General features: G+C 41.3%; 14 protein-coding genes. 4 read left to right on the top strand and 10 right to left on the bottom strand.

The features are described 5' to 3' along the window. Positions 1 to 42: 42 nt before the first annotated feature. Genes BM202_RS35250 through BM202_RS35240 form a run of 3 tightly spaced genes read right to left on the bottom strand, consistent with a single transcriptional unit; the run spans position 43 to position 2,232 of the window. Positions 43 to 1,005: a type IV secretory system conjugative DNA transfer family protein gene (locus BM202_RS35250; RefSeq protein WP_093834515.1), complete on the bottom strand. Its 963-nt coding sequence runs from the start codon at positions 1,003 to 1,005 to the stop codon at positions 43 to 45. A gap of 16 nt (positions 1,006 to 1,021) precedes the next feature. Then, a complete protein-coding gene (locus BM202_RS35245; RefSeq protein ID WP_093834513.1) occupies positions 1,022 to 1,876 on the bottom strand; it encodes a DUF5712 family protein in 855 nt (284 codons plus the stop codon). Positions 1,877 to 1,878: 2 nt separating this feature from the next. Further along, positions 1,879 to 2,232 (bottom strand): BfmA/BtgA family mobilization protein, encoded by a 354-nt coding sequence (locus BM202_RS35240; RefSeq protein WP_093834511.1) that lies wholly within the window; start codon positions 2,230 to 2,232, stop codon positions 1,879 to 1,881. Positions 2,233 to 3,844: 1,612 nt separating this feature from the next. Here BM202_RS35240 and BM202_RS35225 point away from each other — a divergent pair. After that, positions 3,845 to 4,936, top strand: a complete 1,092-nt coding sequence (locus tag BM202_RS35225) for a replication initiation protein (RefSeq protein WP_093835103.1) — start codon at positions 3,845 to 3,847, stop codon at positions 4,934 to 4,936. Positions 4,937 to 5,109: 173 nt separating this feature from the next. Here BM202_RS35225 and BM202_RS35220 read toward each other — a convergent pair whose 3' ends face one another. The 4 genes from BM202_RS35220 to BM202_RS35205 form a co-directional block, all read right to left on the bottom strand. Continuing rightward, the gene (locus BM202_RS35220; RefSeq protein ID WP_093835101.1) at positions 5,110 to 5,628 is read right to left on the bottom strand and encodes a hypothetical protein; all 519 of its coding nucleotides are present in this window, start codon (positions 5,626 to 5,628) and stop codon (positions 5,110 to 5,112) included. A gap of 51 nt (positions 5,629 to 5,679) precedes the next feature. Next, positions 5,680 to 5,922 (bottom strand): hypothetical protein, encoded by a 243-nt coding sequence (locus BM202_RS35215; protein WP_093835099.1) that lies wholly within the window; start codon positions 5,920 to 5,922, stop codon positions 5,680 to 5,682. A 42-nt stretch (positions 5,923 to 5,964) separates the two neighbouring features. Continuing rightward, positions 5,965 to 6,570 (bottom strand): ParA family protein, encoded by a 606-nt coding sequence (locus tag BM202_RS35210; protein ID WP_093835097.1) that lies wholly within the window; start codon positions 6,568 to 6,570, stop codon positions 5,965 to 5,967. A 181-nt stretch (positions 6,571 to 6,751) separates the two neighbouring features. Beyond that, positions 6,752 to 7,378: a hypothetical protein gene (locus BM202_RS35205; RefSeq protein WP_093835095.1), complete on the bottom strand. Its 627-nt coding sequence runs from the start codon at positions 7,376 to 7,378 to the stop codon at positions 6,752 to 6,754. A gap of 146 nt (positions 7,379 to 7,524) precedes the next feature. Here BM202_RS35205 and BM202_RS35200 point away from each other — a divergent pair, with 146 nt between their 5' ends. Then, positions 7,525 to 10,989, top strand: a complete 3,465-nt coding sequence (locus BM202_RS35200; protein ID WP_093835093.1) for a class I SAM-dependent DNA methyltransferase — start codon at positions 7,525 to 7,527, stop codon at positions 10,987 to 10,989. Positions 10,990 to 10,998: 9 nt separating this feature from the next. Here BM202_RS35200 and BM202_RS35195 read toward each other — a convergent pair whose 3' ends face one another. Next, a complete protein-coding gene (locus BM202_RS35195) occupies positions 10,999 to 11,670 on the bottom strand; it encodes a recombinase family protein (RefSeq protein WP_093835091.1) in 672 nt (223 codons plus the stop codon). Positions 11,671 to 12,091: 421 nt separating this feature from the next. On the opposite strand from BM202_RS35195, the gene BM202_RS35190 reads away from it, so the two are divergent. Beyond that, complete coding sequence (locus BM202_RS35190) at positions 12,092 to 12,877, top strand: TIR domain-containing protein (RefSeq protein ID WP_093835089.1); 786 nt, start codon at positions 12,092 to 12,094, stop codon at positions 12,875 to 12,877. 304 nt (positions 12,878 to 13,181) lie between these two features. Continuing rightward, entirely contained in the window at positions 13,182 to 15,017 is a 1,836-nt protein-coding gene (locus BM202_RS35185) for an AAA family ATPase (protein WP_093835087.1), read from the top strand. 357 nt (positions 15,018 to 15,374) lie between these two features. Here the strand turns inward: BM202_RS35185 and BM202_RS35180 are convergent, their stop codons facing one another. Both BM202_RS35180 and BM202_RS35175 read right to left on the bottom strand, forming a co-directional pair. Then, positions 15,375 to 16,730, bottom strand: coding sequence for a peptidase inhibitor family I36 protein (locus BM202_RS35180; RefSeq protein WP_093835085.1), 1,356 nt, complete (start codon positions 16,728 to 16,730; stop codon positions 15,375 to 15,377). A gap of 279 nt (positions 16,731 to 17,009) precedes the next feature. Next, positions 17,010 to 17,798 carry a type IV secretory system conjugative DNA transfer family protein gene (locus BM202_RS35175; protein ID WP_177236817.1) on the bottom strand — a complete coding sequence of 263 codons (789 nt, stop codon included), beginning with the start codon at positions 17,796 to 17,798 and terminating at the stop codon, positions 17,010 to 17,012. Positions 17,799 to 17,942 lie beyond the last annotated feature (144 nt).

The following is a 17,942-nucleotide window of genomic DNA, read 5'->3' as shown; positions in this document are numbered from 1 at the left end:
CTAACTTTTTAAACCATAAAGCAAAGAGAATCAGATCACTAACTAACGAGGGTAGTTCAAATGACGAATTATGTACTTTTCTGCAGAACTACCCAATGTCCCTTCGATAGCGGCTAACTGCTTACTCGATTTCAGGGCCGTGCGGATCGGGCGTACTGAGGTACGGGTGACCGGGTCCCGGCTAGTCTCTAAAAGCCCAACGACCTGTTCGGTATCCTGAAAGGCTAATAGAATGGCGTGCGGTATCGTACAGAAAGCCGGGTGTTCAGTGCGTAGATACCAGAACAGCAAACTTAAGTAGCCGATAGCCGAATCAATAAAAAAACCGTTTGTATCTCCCCCCTGCCCGGCTAAGTTTTTAACCACGGTCGTAGCAAACTGCCGGGCGTAAGCCATTTCAGTCATGACTTGGGGATGAATGGGGTTGACCCGGTGCGAATAGGTCAAATCATCGAAATTAATGTAATAAGGGGTAACCCCTTTGGCAACGCTGGCGGCTACCAGTTTGGCGAAGGTGGGAAACTTGTAATCATAGACTAACCCCGCCTTTCCCTGTTGCATGGCTTGCAGCAGCATCGGTTCAATGATGCTGAAACTCTTGCCGCTGCCGGGTGATCCGGCGATTAAGTTATGATGCGTGGGTTTGGTGATTTTGATCATCGGAATATCCCCTTCCAGCGTGGCCAGGTTGTATACGCCCCGCGCCACTTTTAAACCGGTGCGCGTGGTAACGCTAGCCTGGGCGATGCTGGGTTTACTTAGACGCCCCCCGGCTAATAAGTAGAGAAAAAACAGAAAGAGTGCCCCGTAAATCCAGAGTTCGGCTTTTCGGACGAACTCCGGTTTAGCCTGGTGCAGCATGTCTTTTAGAACGACTTCGATAGCCACATCTAACAGCAAATAGACCACAAAGGCACACACGCCCGGTAGGATGATATATTTGAAAACGTTGACGAATAAACTGCCGTAAAACTGGCCGGATTCATACCCTTTTTGAAAGCCCATAAGTAAGTTGAGTGGTTTAATAGCCAAGATATTCTTCGGCGGATCGGTCAATTTGTTTGGATTTGGTTAATTCTTGGTCACGGCTGGCTCCCAGCGATTGGCCTACACTGCGGTCCTTTTGGGCGGCACTCCGCTCGTACTGGTGTTGCTTCCCGCTGGCGATGCCGTTGCAGTAGTCGTAGGACTCTTCCCGGCTGCGCTGGTAACCGGTCATCTGGTCAAAACTGTGTTCATTGGCCCGAAAAAAATCTTCCCGGTCGAAGCCACTTTTTACGGCTCCCTGCCCAACTCCGCGCTGGTTGGTCATGGGGGACAAACTCATCGTTCGGTCAGCGTTGGTTAGCGTCCGCTCAGCTTGCAAAACGTGGCCGTTCTCCCTGGCAGCACAACGGGAAACGATAATATGAATATGTCGCTGGTCACCCTCCTTCAATTCTCCCGCCTGGGATAATCCGGCCTTCACTTCGGGACTGTCAAAACCGTGCTTCCTTTCGTGCTCGATCTTGGCGTACCATACCAGGTCTTGACTGTCGATCCCCTTGTTAAAGTTGGCCGCGTAATTCTCCATTACTTGACGAGTGTATGCTTTGAGCTGCTGCGGGTCGTTGCCGATATGGGCTAGTTCGTCCTGGCTGGGACTAATCACCAGGGAATAAAACCGGTCGTCTTTACGCTCCAAGCCCTGACCTTTGGCGTTATTATCAATCTGCTGTACGACTTCCCATTTATTACAATGGTCCCGGTTAACCGAAAAAAAATAACTTTTTTCTAACTCCGCTTTTTGACCGTTTTCTTTTTCTAAATACGTCGCTAATCGTAGACAACTTCCTTTATTATTTCCCTTAATCGGACTGGTAAATTTAGTCTGCATAATCAGCCGTCAATTTTAAGATAGGTAATAATTTTTTTGACGTTTTGATTGACAATTCTAAGCTCATGTTTGCGCGTGGCTCCTTCCGAACTGGCTAAATCAAACAGGGCTTCTTTCATCGGATTCAGCGTCTTTTTTTCCTGTTCTTTAATAAAAGAAATTAACCGTTTATCTAATGCCTTTATAGCATCCGTTGGATTATCGGCTTTGGGGTCGCGGGGGTCGGCTTTAGTCACTTTAAAATAGGTAACCATTGCCGCAAATAGAGCGGTATTAGTTAAGCCGTAGGCATTCGCCAACCCTTCAAAGTCGGCAAAGTCGTTTTCATTGGCATTGACTGTTTTATACTTCGGCATTTGACAAGTAGCTAGTTTAATAGTTATTTCTAAAATTGATTATCAAGCATTTACAAATAGTATAACTATAAAATAGCTACACTATTTGTAAAGTAAATTTTGTAAATAGTTGATTGTCAGAGCGAACCCCGAAGGGGCAAGAGAGAACGGTGGCGTTAGCCCCGTTCCCTCTTGCTATTATCGAACAGATAATACTTTTTGCCGAGACCGTAGGGCGAAGGCGAGTAAATACCCGCCTGGCTTAGTTATCACTGTAGGTTGATTCTCGTACCATTAAGATCGTCCGTCGAACTTCGCGATTGACTTTGTTCTCTGCACTCTTATGGAATTGTCTATGCAATATATCTCGGCTTGCCTTCCGATGATCGACAAACAGCCAGCTACAGAAACCAAAAACAAGTGCATCAACTATATAATAGAACAGTCCATCAAATTTTAGCAGAACACTAATGAGAAAAAATGTCACAAGGAGAAATATGTATTCAAGAATTTTAAAAAAACTAGCATACTTAATTCTGCCCATTGCACGAACGTAGTCAACAGAAAACATTTGAGATCCAAAAAAGAATATACACAGAAAAAGTATATAGACTGTATATAATGCAATATCACTTAAGTTCATCGTCTGTTAATTTATAAAAATGGAAATAATTAGTCCTTTAGTAATCGTTTCTGTAAAATTAGCCGAATGTCCAAGTACTGATACTGAGGTGTTAATTCTTTTTTTTTTCGGTCACACTTTTTGATACAGCTTTCTAAAATTATGACTTGATCAGGTACGGACATAATATCCTTATCAAACGGTGAACTTGAAAAACAACCGTCAGGCGTTCGATTGGAACGCAAGACATACAAATCATTGTCTTCGGCTAGTTCGTAGCCTGGTGAGCCTGAAATCAACTCAGAATGGCTTTCTGCACACTCTCTCCTCAATGACTCTTACCAGAGGCCTTTTCTGTGTGGACTGAAGATAAGGAGCCAAGAGCGTAATCTTTTTACGTGGTCAATCTGACTGTACTGACTCCACCAATTTTGAGGAGAATTCAAGTTTGACTTATCTGTGCTAATGTGTTGAAGGGTGATTATTACGACTAAATAAAGCGTTTTTATACACTGTACCAACTTCCTATATTTCGGTTACTAAGGCAGTTGACTGGCTACTGTAAAGCGATTGGGGACATAGCTAGACTTAGTGAGGATGAACCGGATGATTTGAGGGACCAACCTAATTTCTGGTAAGCTCAAAAAATTTACTAACTAAAAATCTAGTTGCGGGCCTCTTCCGATTTTTTAGCAAACGCGCGGTCCTTTTTGTTTTTTGTTTTTTCGCTTCCTCATCAGGCGATTTTTTTAGTCTTTTCAACCTTATCCACATTTTTTTTAGCAACGCGCGCTCCACAACTATTATAGTAGGAAATTTTACTATTATAGTTAATATATATACGGAGTCAATACTAATAAAAGGAGAAATACCCCCACTTAGGGGCTGTAATAAAAGGAGAAATACCCCCACTCAAACATACAATAAAAGGAGAAATACACCGGCTTTTTAGGAGTTGTATAACATAACTCCTTTTATTAAATTGCAGCAGATTATTGTATACTGTGATATATGGATGGGCAGGATAAACGTAGCACACAACTAGTGATACCACTAGACTTGACTTATGAGCCTAAGCACAAGGATATAATTAAACAACATTGGAATGTAACCTTTGCTAGACAGGGTAGAATGAGCGTGACAGCTAAACGTGTCATGGCGCGTGTTATAGATCAGATACGTGATGACGACTTCAAATTACGTCCTTACTATCAGTTTCGCATTGTGGATATAGTTACCGACGCTGGAATAACCAAAGAGACCGCATATAAGGAAGTTCAAGGGGCGCTTCACGAATTGACTGCGGTAACGTGGGAATTTGAGAGTTTGGATAAGTCAGAATGGTACATCCGCCATCTACTGGACACAACTAAGGAACGAGCTGTAGGATATAAAGACGGAATCATTACAGTACTGCTCAATCCACAATTAGAACCGTATTTTATTCAGATTGCCCACTATTCGACATATCAGCTCAATAATTACATGGGGCTGAAAAGCTGGTATTCGATGCGCTTTTTTGAAATACTGTCGGCCTTCCGAGATACGGGTGTATGGTGTCCGACTGTTGAACAGTATAGGCAGCTAATGGATTGTGCTCAGGAAAAGGACAAAAGGGGAAAAGTTAAGAAGGACCAGCAGGGAAATCCGAAAATGAAGTATCCTCTTACGAAGGATTTGATTAAGTATACTATTGCTGAGCCGTTGGAAGAACTAGCTAATACAAATCTAGCATTCAGCTATGAGCCAGTCTACGAAACAGACCGGCTAACACGAGGACGTAAGAAGATAACCGGCTTCAAGTTCACTATGAAACGTAAGCAGGATGGAAAAATACCGGAGTTCTGGCTACAGCATACCGTTATATCTCAGGTAATTGCAAATCTCCGATCCTGGAAGGTGACAGACAAGAATATAGCTCTGTACCTTGAGGATGTTGGTACCAAAGCCGCTAATAAGTTAATCTATGATTGGCAATTGAAAGATAACTCAGAGGACCGCATAGAGGACCGAGCAAAGTACTGCAATGCTGTGTTCGTCAAGATCGGCAAAGCTGCTCAGGAGCGATTGAAACAAGAGGTTGAAGCCGTTTTAAACAATTAATGGGCTTTACACCTTGGTCTTAGACCGCTTAACAGACGTCTCTTTAGAAGCTTTGACTTTCGTTGCTTTCATTGCCTTCCTTTCTCGAATCCAAGCACTAATCTGTTCCCGGTCTTCGTCAGTTAGATCAGTGTTCACTACTGTGAAATTAATATTGCCTTCCTTTATCATAATTAAGCCTTGTAATACTTGTTGATCAGATGATGGGCGGCATGTTCGTCAATAGCCATACGTATGCCACCTATTCGTATAGCTCCATAGTTTTGTTGGTAATAACGTATCAACTCTGATTTGGAGTCGAATGCTACGAATCCCTCAAAACCACTATTCACAGATAGTAAACAAGCAAAAGTTAACAAATTACCAACTACACCATCAAACACTTTTCCTTCTCCACGATTGAAAGCTGCATTCTCGATAAGCTGAACAAAAATATATCCTGCTTCGAAGGATAAACTAATTAGGCCTTGTATTGTGTCAGGCTCTGATAACATCACTAACTTGTATACATGCCTGTCTGTCTGTTTTAACTCCCGCTGCCAATCAAAAACCCAAGATGTCTTTTTAATTTGGCGTGAGCTTTTATCTGTCAGTAATACAAAATGGGTGGCCATTCTCTCACCCGTTTCGATTCGTAGGATACCTTTAAAGACAAAAGAACTTGGGTCAGTAGGTAATTCCAGTTCGTCCATTACTTCATACAAGTTAACATTATCGCGTTAAAATTCATAATAGATTATGAACTATAAGAATTGAGTGAGAGCCTCGATAACCATTTCTTTTAAACTCTGATCGGTCTCTGCTCCTTTCACTTTTAGCCGTTTCATTAGGTCTTTAGGAATCCAAACGTTTAATTGTTGCTCCTCCTTCGTTTCAGCAGCGGCTTGCACCGGTGTAACTTTCTGCACTGGAAGCTGTACAGGTTCGGTCTTTACTCGGTCGGCGAAACCCTGTAGCTTATTGGCGTATTCCGTTGATTTTGCCATGATTTAGAATTCTATAATTATATAAATCTATATTTCTAACCTTTATAAACCTAAGGTCGTTAAGATTTCATCAGCCAAACTGGTTATCTCTTCCTTAGCTTTTTCGTCGTCGCCATTAAATACTCCGCTTGTGATGGCGGAACGTGTATAGCTAACCCGATCTGACACAGTGGTCGTTAACAGGATGGCCCCATAATCATTTAAAATTTCCTGCACTGATTTGTTTAATGCTGTCCGGGGTTTCACCATGTTCAGCACCACGCCGTACTTCAGTTGTGGCCGCTGCTGCTGGGCTTGCTTCAAAAACTCAATCGTGGCCTTGATTGCCATCACGTCAAAAAATCCAACCTTAGATGGAACTAGCACAAAATCAGAAATGGTGAAAAGATCAGGCAACTGATTAGTCAAGTATGGAGGTGTATCAATAATGAGAATATCAAAGGGCTGATCAGTCAGGCGGTTTAGTTGCCCATCATAAGGAAGAAACGTAATACCGTCTAAATCCTCTTGAATGCCGGATAAACTACCCTGCAAATCAGTATCGAGAACGCCGACGTTCAAACCCTGCGCGAAACAGGCAGCAAGATTCAGAGTTAACGTTGTCTTGCCTACTCCGCCTTTTTGGTGAGCAATAGTTATAATTTTCATCGGGTTTAGAATTATAGATTTCTAAAGATACAAATCTATGTATTTCTAGAAATACATACAAAATTGTACATTTATGATCATTTTACAATCGACGTTTGTAAAATGATCATAAATGTATTTTAGATTTATTAGAGGCATAGTATACAAACATTCATCAGATAGATGGCTAACTATTAATGACTTAGCTATACCAAGCTTTCAACTCCTTCTCAATTTCATATTCAGTCATATCGAAACTTTCCACTTCACTTAACTTCCCTTCGAAATCGGCCCTATCCTTTAAATACTCAAAATGCTTGTTATAAAAACCTTGTCTTGCCCAAATATTGACGGTCATTATAGAATCTCCAAACTCGTACTTAATATCATATACATAATAGGAGCCACCAGATCCAGTAGTATAAGCACCAATGAAAGGAACATCAATTTCTTCGCCGATCCGAGGGGTTATTGGTAGCTGACAGAGAAATGAAATAAACTGTCTAGATCCGTAAACACAGATTCTGTGTTCTAATCTTGCGAATTGAATTACTTTAGAGTCAGTACGAATCGTGTCTAGAAAGTCCCTATACAATGTATCAATCCACTTTCTGAGTTTAGCTGGACTAATAGAAAAGAGCGCCTGAAGCTCTTTACTTTCCGGAATCGGATCTTCTTCGCCAATGCTAATAATTGCGTCGATTAGTGGATCGTACTCCTTGTCTTTATTTCTTAATTTGGATAAAGCTGTACGAGCGAATGAAAGATTAATTATAATATCACGGGCTCGAATCGTCCCTTTCTCAGTATCAGCATTTTTACGTCTCATAAGTTAGCATATCCCTTTTAGGATCTTACGCCAAAGAAACACGGAATATACTTCAGGAGAAAAAGTGAGCAGGTCAGGTTGGTAGTTTTGATTAGTTAGTCACTTATCAGCAATATATTTGGTTAAAAACTATCTACCCTCTTTCTGTGACTTATCCTGACTTTGAAGCCCGCTGGAAACAATCGGGCGGAGCTGAACGCGCTAACTATAGCATGTTTATAGATGATCTTTGCGATCTAATTGGAGTTTCTAGGCCAGATCCAACTACTGATAATCCTACCCAGGATGCCTATGTACTCGAACGGGCTGTAACCTTTCAGGATGGGTTAAAAACCAGCGTGGGCCGTATTGATCTCTACAAGCGCGGTTGCTTCGTTCTCGAAACCAAACAAGGTACCGATACACCCGATCAGCAGAGAAAAGCTGAACGTGCTGAATTGGGCTTGCCACCTGAAAAACGTCGTCTAGGTCATGCTGTACGTGGAACGGCCAAATGGGGGCAGATGATGCAGGCGGCTCGTCAACAGGCTCTCAATTACGTTCGTGCTCTACCCACAGAAGAACCCCGGCCATTATTTGTGCTGGTGGCCGACGTGGGTTACTGCATCGATGTATACAGCAACTTTGCGGGTGTCGGTGATTCGTTTGTACCGTTTCCTGATCAGACGCATTACCGGGTGCCACTGTCCAGGCTGGACGATGAGGAAACGCGGAATCGGCTTCGGCTAATCTTTACCGAACCCCGTGAACTTGATCCCAGCCGCCGGGCTGCCCAGGTGACGCGAAAGCTAGCAGGGTATCTAGCAGGAGTTTCCTCTCAGTTGGAACGGGCGGGCCATGCGCCCGACCTAGTAGCCCAGTTTCTAATGCGGTGTCTATTTACAATGTTTTCGGAAGATGTAGGTCTGATTCCCAAAGAATCATTTACTGGAATGCTGCGGCAGTATGCATTGCCCGATCTGCTTCAGTACCTGCCCGATGCTCTCCAAAATCTGTGGCATACAATGGATGCAGGTGGTTTCTCTTCTGATTTAAAAGCCAGACTGCGCCAGTTCAACGGCAAGTTGTTTCATGACGCCAGAGCCTTACCGCTAACAGCCGAGCAGATGCAATTACTTCTGAAAGCTGCCGTAGCCGATTGGACGGCTGTTGAACCAGCTATTTTCGGAACCCTACTGGAAAGAGCGCTCGATCCGCGGGAACGGCATAGCTTAGGCGCTCACTACACCCCACGCCGGTACGTCGAGCGGCTAGTCTTGCCAACAGTTATTGAGCCACTACGTCGGGAATGGACAACGGCGCAGGCCGCAGCCGCGCGGCAATTAGAGGAAGATAAACCTAAAGAAGCCCGTGCCGAGTTAATGCGGTTTCTGAACCGGCTGACGTCATTACGTATTCTGGACCCTGCCTGTGGATCAGGCAACTTCCTGTATGTAACGTTAGAACACTTAAAACGCTTAGAGGGCGAGGTATTAGCAGCGATTAACTCTTATGGACAAACAGGACTACTTTATCTCAGCGGAGGCACTACCGTAAGCCCGCGTCAGTTGCTAGGACTGGAACTGAATCCGCGCGCGGCTGCCATTGCCGACGTAGTACTCAAAATCGGTTACCTGCAATGGCACCTGCGCACTCAGGGCGAAAGCGAACTGCGTGAACCACTCTTAGACGAATATGAGAACATTCATCAGCAGGATGCGGTTTTGCAACACGACCCGCCCATAATTCGATTAGATGTAAACGGGCAACCCGTTACGCGCTGGGATGGTATAACGACCAAAACCCATCCCGTAACTGGCCAGCAGATACCTGACGAAACTGCTCGGACAACCGTTTTTGATTACCCTAACCCCAAACCCGCCAAATGGCCTGAAGCTGATTTTATCGTAGGAAATCCACCATATGTGGGTAATAAAAGGATGCGTGAATTGTTAGGCGATGGCTACGCTGATGCACTACGTAAAGCTTATATAAATCGCGTACAAGATTCGGCAGATTTAGTAATGTATTGGTGGGATAAAGCGGCAGAGGCGTTACGATATGGGCGTACTGAAAGATTTGGTTTCATTACAACTAGTTCAGTCACTCAAGTTTTCAATCGGCGCGTTCTGCAACGTCATATGGAAGCTGAGGAAAAACCAATTTCGTTATCGTTTGCTATTCCAAAACATCCTTGGGTTGATGCTTCTGACGGTGCTGCCCTTGATGTAGCTATGATGGTCGCTCAACGAGGTAGTCAGCCTGGAATTCATGCTAACGTGGTCTTGGAAAAGTCAATTGAAGGAGAAGAAGCTATAGATGTAGATTTAGTAGAAACAATCTCTATTATAAATTCTGATTTATCAATAGGAGCCGACTTGACGAGTACCGTTCCACTTAAATCTAACCTTAAATTAAGTAGTCGAGGCGTAATTCCCGTTGGGCAAGGCTTTGTAATAGACAAACAGTTAGCGGAGAAATTGGGTCTAGGATCTTTGCCAAATCTTGGTAATTATATTAAGCCATTCTTGAATGGGAAAGACATAACAAGTATTTCCCGAAATTTTTTAATTATTGATTTCTTTGGCCTAACAGAACAACAAGTCATCAATCAATTTCCTGCGGTATATCAGCATATTTATAATACGGTTAAGCCGCAACGCGACGAAGTACGTCGAGAAGCTACAAAAAATCGCTGGTGGGTATTTGCAGAACCACGTTCCACTTTTAGACCCGCAATTCGCGACTTGACTCGGTATATTGCCACTGTTTATGTTGCAAAACACAGGGTATTTATCTTCTTGGAATCATCTGTATTACCCGACGACGCCATTATTGGTATTGGATTGGATGACGCGTATCATTTAGGAGTTTTATCTAGCAGAATCCATGTCATTTGGGCGATTGCTGCAGGTAGTGATCTAGGCGGAAACACTCCACGTTATAATAATTCTCGATGCTTCGATCCGTTCCCATTTCCCGACGCATCACCCGCGCAACAGTCCCGCATCCGGGAGTTAGCCGAGCAATTAGACGCGCATCGCAAACGCCAGCAGGCGCAACATACTACGTTAACGCTGACGGATTTATACAACGTAGTCGAGAAAATACGTATTGGAGAGCCCTTAACGGCCAAAGACCAGCTCATCAATCAGCAGGGATTGGCGTCAGTAGTACTCAGTCTGCATCAGCAAATTGACACAGCCGTCGTGGAAGCGTATGGCTGGCAATCCAGCTCAGGTACCGCAGATTTGCCGAAGAATGAGATCCTGACCCGGCTGGTCCGGCTCAATCAGGAACGAGCAGCAGAAGAACAGGCGGGCCACATTCGATATCTGCGACCAACCTATCAAGCTCCAGGTCAACAGCAACAGTTAGGCATCGATCTGGGCGTGATAACCGCTTCCGAAATTAATACGGTTGCGGAAACAGGGCCACAGGAATGGCCCAAAGAACTGGTTCAACAAATGCAGGCGGTACGTACCTTAGTGCAGCAGGCAGACCAACCACTTAGTGTAATCCAGGTAGCTAGGCAATTCAAGCGTGTTAAAGTTGAAAAAGTGCAGCCTCTTTTAGATACATTGGCCGCATTATCTTTGCTTCGGTTAACATCAGAAGGTACTTATGCTTAATCTATATTTTTATGAAAGCTTAGCCATTAACCGTTGGACCTGTACCCGCTGAAAGAGATGGCCTTTCGCCGTGCGAAATCCTGACGCATTTAACTCGTCAGCAATTTGTTGTAACGTTTTATCTTGATGCAGATAGCCTTTAATAGTCAATAAAGCTCGCCGGTTGTTTTCGTTCGTGGCTGCTTTAGCCTTAATGGCTTCCACCCCTTTTCGCTGAGCATGTGGCGTCAAGTTCTGGGGGGAGCCTAAGACAAACCCTTGTTGCTTCTTAATAGCTAACGCCTTCTTGGTTCGTTCGCCAATCAACTCTCGTTCATGCTGAGCCAAGGTAGCAAAGATGCCAATGGTCAGCGTATTAGCATCGGGCATATCGGCACAGACAAAATCCACCCCACTATCTTTAAGCGCGAAGATAAACCCAGCATTCCGACTGAGCCGATCCAACTTGGCAATGACTAAGCGAGCCTTGTTCTGTTTAGCATAAGCTAAGGCTTCGATCAGTTGAGGACGACTATTACGCTTGCCACTTTCCACTTCAATGAACTCCCGCACCAACTGAGCCTGGCTACCAATGAAACCCATCACCTGGGTCCGCTGGGCTTCAAGGCCTAGTCCGCTTTGGCCTTGCTGCTTGGTCGAGACTCGGTAGTAGGCCACATGAGGTATTGGCTGACTTTCCATTAAGGAGGGATTTAGACCGCCAAGATAGGGGAAAAGTAGTGTTTGTTACAAATCTTAAATGTCCGTTTAAGCCTTGTAACAAGTTGTTTAGGTTGCCAAACAAGCCTATCCCTTATTCATAATTCGTTCTTGTTAATAGATAAACCGTGTCTAATTCGAAGCAAACTTTTGTTATTTATAACGAGATTATAACTTTAACTAAACTTTATCAATAATTAAAATAATTTATGTACTTTCAACCTTCAGGACATTAAAAGATATCACATTTATTTATTTCTACTTATTGTAAACTGCATTAATAACCTACTAAAGAATTAATTAATGACATATCAAATAATAGAAATAAATGTTCTAAGCTCCAACAAAAATTCAAGAATTAAATTTTCCCAAGCAACCATATTAAAAAAAATCTACACTATAAATGAGAATTTTCATTAGTTACGCTCTAGAAGACCAAGAATTTGTAAATCAACTAGCTGAAAAGTTACGTGGCGTCGATTTTCAACCAATTAGCACCAATCTTAGATATTCTCTGGGTGAGGATGTTCACTCCAAGATTGAGGAAGGAACCTTCTTTTCAAAACATGTAATTATTATCTTTTCTAAAAACTACATTCAAGATAAGTGGCTCATGAATAAAGAGCTTCTAGCATGCTTTGTTCTTGAAAAATCTAGGAAACCAGGATATATAATTCCAATTCAAATTGATGATTGTGAGCTACCTAACCACTTACTTTCAAGGCCTCCTATTGAGTTTAGAAAAGATTTCACCAATACTGTTAAAGAAATTCAATCTGCTATTAGATCAAGAAGACAGGCCTTTATTGTCATGAAGTTAGGTGACAAAACTCTTGACTCAGCTCATGAAGGGGTAATAATCCCTACCTTAGATAATTTCGGATTTTCTGCAATCAGAATAGATAGTTTTGAAAATAGTGGAAAAATCAACAATCAAATACTTGAAGAAATAGACAGAAGTGAGATAGTATTAGCGGATCTTACAGGGGAACGACCAAATTGTTATTACGAGGCAGGTTACGCCTATGCATTAGGAAAAGAGGTGATTTTGACTGCTAAAAATGGCACAGCTATACATTTTGATCTAGCTACCAACCGAATAATTTTTTGGGATACTGAAGCTGATCTAAGAGAAGCCCTAAGTAGTAGGCTCAAATCCATTCATAGTAGGCAGCGGAACTCTATATAAATTTCTAATCAAACTTAACGTTCATAGTGTCCCATATTTAATCATCTTATTACATATATGAACGTTTGTATAGTAACAAAAGAGTCATTTTGGCTTATAAACTCAAGTGATAATTACAAAATGAGATGTTTATTTGTAAAATGACAATTTAAGAAGTCTACTACAGACAGATCAAAAGTGCCTAATAATTATTCTCAGAAAGTTTTTGAACGAGTAATTGCGGAGATAAGCGAGCAAACAAAGCACAAAAAATCACTTAATCTAAAAAAAGCAAATCATTAATAAACATTAATTGGAAGATATAATGATCAGAGTAGTAATAAATGAAAAATATAAATCTTTATTAGAGAAGATGGATTTCAATTTGCCAGATTTTACAATTATTTCTGGGATAAATGGAGCAGGAAAGAGTCATTTGTTAAAAGCAATTGAAGAGAAAGCTGCAAAAGTATACGAAAGTGAAACAGAGTTAACTCCTGTTAAATACATGAATTCTAACTCGTTTAATCCTAATGATGCTTACCAAGTTACTCGAGAAAGTTATTCTAACGAAATTGTAAATATTTACAATGCAGTTAATAATTATGTTCAACAAAAAAGAAATCAACCTGATCTTGATCTTCAAAAATCAATTAACAATTATAATTCTCAGTATTATCAAACTGTACTAACAATTTTAAATAAGTCTAGAAAGCCAATTGAAGAATTGACTCGTGAAGATATAATGAATTTTATGCCCCTATATTCTAATCTAGTTCAAGACGTTTTTCAACAAAATTTTTCTGCTATATTCAAACGTTACGCTGATAAGTACGACGATAATGCATTCAATGAATATCTAAAAAATAAAAAAGGTATTAATAAATTATATCTATCTGACATAGAGTTCATAGAAAAGCATGGTACACCACCATGGGAGTTTGTCAATCAAATATTTGAGGCTGCTAATATTGGGTATTCTATCAATAATCCAATAGAAGATGAGCGAGATATGCCTTATGCATTCAAGCTTGTTAATAAAACAAATGGGGCAAATGTCAATTTTTCCGATTTATCATCTGGGGAAAAAGTGCTAATGTCCTTAACATTGGCACTTTATAATACAAAGTTAGAAATTTCATTTCCAAAATTATTGTTGCTAGATGAGCCTGATGCCCCACTTCACCCCTCAATGGCTAAACAGCTTCTAAGTGTAATCCAAGAGGTCTTTGTTGAACAAAAGAAAGTTAAAGTTATCATGACAACACATTCACCTTCTACTGTTGCAATGGCTCCTGATGACTCTTTATTTGTAATGCAAAAAGAGTATCCTAGAATAGAGAAAAAATCTAAAGAACAGATTATGAAATTACTTACTGATGGAATACCTTCTTTCAGTATATATGCAGATAACAGACGACAAGTAATAGTTGAAAGTGAGGTAGATGTCAGTTTTTACTCAAAGGTATATGATAGATTAAAAAAATATATTCAAAATGACAAGTCACTTTATTTCATGCCATCTGGACTGATAAAAGGAAATACAGGGAACTGTGACCAAGTGAAGAAGTTAGTCAATACACTTGCTAATTTTGGCAATCAAACCATATATGGAATTATTGATTGGGATAACAAGAATTACGGAAACGAAAAAATTTTTATATTAGGTTCTTCATCACGGTATAGTTTAGAAAACTATATATATGAGCCTATTATTTTATCCAATTTGCTACTAAGAGAAAAAATAGTAGAAAGGTCTTACTTCGGGTTAGAAGAAGACGACACTTTTTATCATTTCCCTAGTTTTCCTAAAGCGAAGCTTCAAAAAATTGTCAATACACTAGTTTCAGAAATTGCAAAAACTTTAGATATTAGTGATAACTCTGTCACTACCGTTTATTATGTCAACGAAATATCATTAGATATACCAACATGGTATTTGCTATGTCAAGGCCATAAATTAGAAGAAGCAATAAAAACGACTTTCCCTAATCTAAGAAAATATGGGGAAAAAACTAAGAATGAGCAAATTACTGTTGATGATAAACCAGTATCAGTTAACACGAAATTGAAAGAGGAAATAATAAATAAAGTAATTGATGATATGCCAGGGTTTATTCCAGTTGACATACTCACACTTCTACAAAACTTACATAGATAAATTTATACAGCTAAAAATACTTAGCGTAAATTAGTGTTCAAATGTTATCACAACGGTTACCTTTTATACAATCCACATAAGACCTTGTCCGGACGCAATCCTAATATGTCCCTGAGTGTATTTATCTCTGCTTTACAATTTTGTGCTTAATAGTCTTGTCATAGTCTACATAGAATTATATCTCAAATAAGAATTTTCAAGGTTTCTAACCTTTGACTACAACGAGTTTCATTCTTAGAAAAGCCACATTATATAACATTTTTATATAATAATCCTCCTAAAGTGCAACGCTCGGCTAGCTTACGGAGTGTAGGCGGACGTTGTACTTTAGGAGGATTGTTGCGTAATCCTATCTATTTAATTCTTTATAATATTCACAGAAGATACAATATCGGAACGGAAGATTCTACTCATATCGTCATCGCTGCTAGGTGAATCTACTTCAATAAGCTTTCCATCAAAATTAATATTGGCGAAAAACTGAATAGTATATTCATGAGGGTCTCCATTAACTACGTACGACGTAAGTTTATCATTGAAGTTTAAATTTCGAAGATCGGCGATACTATTGTTTGTTTCTATTTTTCGCCCCCCGTAACCTCTATCCTCAAATAGTATCAAAATAGGAGGCTTCGGTGGTGGTGGTGGTGGTGGTGGTGGTGGTGGTATTGCCTTATTTTTGCGGACTACACTAAGAGATGAAAAGCTTGGTGGAGGGGGGGCTACTGTCCTAGGATTTTGACGAATTTCTGTTATTTTATCACGTAAGGATAAGATAATATCTTCATTCTGTTGAAAAGCAGCAGTGGCATTTGCTTTTAAATCGCCTGGATAGTCAAATAAGTCTGGATTATTTATAAGAAATAGTAAATCGCCCTTTACCTCATAGCCTCTATCCAAATAAGAAGCCACTGTTTCAATAGTGCGTGCCTGTTGGTCGAGAATATTTAGATCAATCTTACGCGACGGAAAATTATCAACTGTATTATAGCCTCTGGTTAACATATTAACTATCGCGGAATTACCTGACCCCGGAGCAATACGAGCGGGGAATTCTTTCGCAACATTGATGAGTTCAGTTATTCCCGGAATAACATCTGAAGTACCTTTACGTAAAATTTCGATTTTAGTATGAGTGCTGGTTGATATGCTAGACATCGCCTGATCAAGTGATAAACTTCCCTTGCCATAGCCACCGACTGCCCCATTAATTCGAGCTTTTACTTCCTCATACTCTTCTTTATAAGTGGAAGAGAATTGAACAACAGCGGTTAGCTGTCCGCCCGTTTGTCTGCCGTAAACAAAAGAGTTGCCGCAAAAATCTAAAAAATCTGCCTCTCCCAAGCTTGCTCTCATGAGTGCAGCTCTCGTCATTTTAGACTTCTTTAAGACTTTGGCGGGGTTAGTAACAACCACATCTAGTACAAGGAAACTATTATGTTGGGTAAAGGTGCCACTTTTCATAAAGTCCACAGCAAGGTCGGCACTCCAAATTCCAAACCCTAGTGAAGCAGCAACGGATATGTTAAGCTTCTGCTTAAGCTTTTCAAAACTATCAAGTTGTTCAAGAGTAAATCTAACCGTCTGACCATTACCATCACCTGCGGTAGTTAAATCATCGTCATTAAGAAAAATAACACTATTTCCCCCTTCTTCTCCAGTAACAGAAAGAAAGCCCTGACCAATGAGAAGGCGATCTGTGCTTATATCCATGTTAATTGTGTTTTTGAAACATTTTATAGTAAATAATGAGCATATTTTTGTAGATCTTAGTACAGATGATATTGGCTTTTTAAGATCAGCAATAAGAGTCTTTAGAGTCACGTAACTACTTAGTTTTAAGCATTTTTATATGGTTATCAGTAATTGGCTCACATCGCAGCCCAACAAAGGCGGGTCCGTGATGCCACTTATGGCATCACGGACCCGCCTTTGTTGGGCTGCCTGCTCCCCGCTAAGGGGTCGCCGAAGGCAATCATTGGCGAGCCTTATCTAAAACTCGTCGGCTAATGCCTGCCCATTGCTACTTGATGGGGGAACAGGTACCGGAAAGGGTGTTCCTGAATCGGTCGACATTTTCATCAGGCTTAAAATATCAGCCTCGATGCGGCTAAAATTCTGCTCAATCATCCCGTCGGTTACCTGGCTAAAAGGTTTCCACTGCGCCCCGGCTGGCCGCTCAACCGCTTTGATTCGTGCTTTAAAGGTGCTGAAATCACTTTGAAACAGCTTGCCGTAAAATTCGCCCTGCTTCAGATTCGATACGTCTTGTACTTTGATGCGCTGACGTTCCGTCAAACTCACCGATTGGCCCGTATTACCCCCTGGGCGAGTGCCGCCGGTCGCTTCGCTTTGACTGGTTGAAGTCGCTTGCACTTCCTCTTTGCCCCATAGTTCAGAGACGTATTTAGCGGATTCCAAATTAGCCTGCATTCCAAAAAACTGATTCCCCAAGGTGCCCATGATGGCGTTTTTCATATTGCGCCCATAGCGTTCTTCCATTTGGGAAAAGTCCTGAATGCCAATCGTTACTTCGACTCCATTACTGCGGCATGTCGCCGGGTAGGTTTCAAAACGGGGTAGGTAGATCGTGGGAAATTCATCCACCATAAAAATACTCTCGGCCTTGCCGGGCTGGTTCATTTCTTTCAGGGCGACGCTGGCCAGCAAAGCCAGTACCGGGCTATAGACTTCATCCAGATTAGAGTTATTTCCCAGCACTAATACTTTCTTCTCGTCGGGATCATTCAGATTCAGCCGCAAATCATCTCCCGATAGCACCCAAAAGAGTTTGGCTGAAATCAGCGTTTGCAGTTTTTGCTGTAATGTCGGGTAGTTCTGCAGAAAAGTACATAATTCGTCACTTGGCTTATCTAATCGAATAAACTGCTCAAATAAGACGAGACGGCCTTAGGGTTCAAAAAG

The organism is Spirosoma endophyticum (assembly GCF_900112365.1).
Lineage (GTDB): Bacteria > Bacteroidota > Bacteroidia > Cytophagales > Spirosomataceae > Spirosoma > Spirosoma endophyticum.
The sequence above is the reverse complement of the archived record's forward strand: the minus strand, read 5'-3'. Positions and strand labels throughout refer to the sequence as shown.

Bases quoted from the DNA above. Each gene is read 5' to 3' on its own strand.
- BM202_RS35250 (WP_093834515.1), bottom strand. From the start codon at position 1,005: ATGGGCTTTCAAAAAGGGTATGAATCCGGCCAGTTTTACGGCAGTTTA.
- BM202_RS35245 (WP_093834513.1), bottom strand. From the start codon at position 1,876: ATGCAGACTAAATTTACCAGTCCGATTAAGGGAAATAATAAAGGAAGT.
- BM202_RS35240 (WP_093834511.1), bottom strand. From the start codon at position 2,232: ATGCCGAAGTATAAAACAGTCAATGCCAATGAAAACGACTTTGCCGAC.
- BM202_RS35225 (WP_093835103.1), top strand. From the start codon at position 3,845: ATGGATGGGCAGGATAAACGTAGCACACAACTAGTGATACCACTAGAC.
- BM202_RS35220 (WP_093835101.1), bottom strand. From the start codon at position 5,628: ATGGACGAACTGGAATTACCTACTGACCCAAGTTCTTTTGTCTTTAAA.
- BM202_RS35215 (WP_093835099.1), bottom strand. From the start codon at position 5,922: ATGGCAAAATCAACGGAATACGCCAATAAGCTACAGGGTTTCGCCGAC.
- BM202_RS35210 (WP_093835097.1), bottom strand. From the start codon at position 6,570: ATGAAAATTATAACTATTGCTCACCAAAAAGGCGGAGTAGGCAAGACA.
- BM202_RS35205 (WP_093835095.1), bottom strand. From the start codon at position 7,378: ATGAGACGTAAAAATGCTGATACTGAGAAAGGGACGATTCGAGCCCGT.
- BM202_RS35195 (WP_093835091.1), bottom strand. From the start codon at position 11,670: ATGGAAAGTCAGCCAATACCTCATGTGGCCTACTACCGAGTCTCGACC.
- BM202_RS35190 (WP_093835089.1), top strand. From the start codon at position 12,092: ATGAGAATTTTCATTAGTTACGCTCTAGAAGACCAAGAATTTGTAAAT.
- BM202_RS35185 (WP_093835087.1), top strand. From the start codon at position 13,182: ATGATCAGAGTAGTAATAAATGAAAAATATAAATCTTTATTAGAGAAG.
- BM202_RS35180 (WP_093835085.1), bottom strand. From the start codon at position 16,730: ATGGATATAAGCACAGATCGCCTTCTCATTGGTCAGGGCTTTCTTTCT.